Below are 1309 nucleotides of genomic sequence, written 5' to 3'. Positions count from 1 at the left end.
ATGGCGGCGCTGGCGTCGCGTTACGCCGGGGCCGAGCCGGTTCCGGTCTTCTACCAGGTCTGGGACGAACCGCTGATGAGCGTCAACGACGCGCATCTGATCGGCCAGGTGGTGTCGATCTGCGGCGGCGTCAATGTCTTCGGTGACCTCGCGCGGCTGGTGCCGCGCATCGATGACGAGTCGGTGCTGGCCGCCGACCCCGAGGCGATCATCGCCGGCGGCATGGGCGAGGAGAACCGTCACTGGCTCACCCATTGGGAGCAGTATTCGAGCCTCACCGCGGTGGCGCGCGGCAACCTCTTCTTCGTGCCGCCCTCGCTGATCCAGCGGCCCACGCCACGCCTGCTGGAGGGCAGCCGCATTCTCTGCGAGAAACTGGAGGTCGCGCGTGGCAGACGGTAGTCAGGCGTGATGCGCCAGTTGAGCCTGCCCCTGGGCCTATTGCTGGCGGCATCGCTGGCGGCGCTGGCGCTGTCGATCAGCGTCGGCAGCGTCGGCGTGACGCCGGGCGAGCTGTGGGCGGTGCTCACCGGCGGCGGCGAGGCGCTGCCGCGCACCCTGATCCTCGACCTGCGGGTGCCGCGCTCGCTGTCGGCCTTCGCCGTGGGCGGGCTGCTGGCGGTGGCGGGTGCGCTGATGCAGGTATTGCTGCGCAATCCGCTGGCCGACCCCTATGTGCTGGGGCTCTCCGGCGGCGCCTCGGTGGGTGCCCTGGCGGCGATGCTGACCGGTCTCGGTGGCCTGGCGATTTCCGGCTCGGCCTTCGGCGGGGCGCTGGCCTCGACCCTGCTGGTGTTCGGCCTGGCCCACGGCACCGGCAGCTGGACGCCGTCACGGCTGCTGCTCACCGGGGTGGTGGTGGCCGCCGGCTGGGGGGCGGTGATCACCCTGATGCTGGCGGTGAGCCCCGCCGACCGCCTGCCCGGCATGCTCTACTGGCTGATGGGTGATCTCTCCTACGCGCGAACCCCCTGGCCACCACTGGCCATGCTGCTGGCGGTCTGCCTGCTGGTGATCCCGCTGGGGCGTAGCCTCAACGTGCTGGCCCGCGGGCCGCTGCAGGCGGCGGCGCTGGGGGTGGCGGTGCGGCCGCTGGAGTGGACGATCTATGTCGCCGCTAGCCTGCTGACCGCCATGGCGGTGACCACCGCCGGCAGCATCGGCTTCGTGGGATTGGTGGTACCGCATATGCTGCGCCTGGTGCTGGGCAACGACCAGCGCCTGATCCTGCCGGCCTGCGCGCTGGCCGGCGGCACCCTGCTGGTGCTGGCGGATACCCTGGCGCGCACCCTGATCGCCCCGGAGCAGC

2 protein-coding genes are annotated in these 1309 nt (G+C 71.7%); both read left to right on the top strand.

The features are described 5' to 3' along the window. The coding region (locus HOP52_RS19530) for a TroA family protein (RefSeq protein ID WP_338072539.1) at positions 1-402 on the top strand (402 nt) is incomplete at its 5' end. Between the two features lie 9 nt (positions 403-411). Then, positions 412-1309 (top strand): FecCD family ABC transporter permease (locus HOP52_RS19525; RefSeq protein WP_238979200.1); only part of this gene is annotated, 898 nt, incomplete at its 3' end.

The sequence above is a fragment of the Billgrantia campisalis genome, from assembly GCF_022341425.1.
Taxonomy (GTDB): domain Bacteria; phylum Pseudomonadota; class Gammaproteobacteria; order Pseudomonadales; family Halomonadaceae; genus Halomonas; species Halomonas campisalis.
This window is presented reverse-complemented; position numbering and strand designations above follow the sequence as displayed.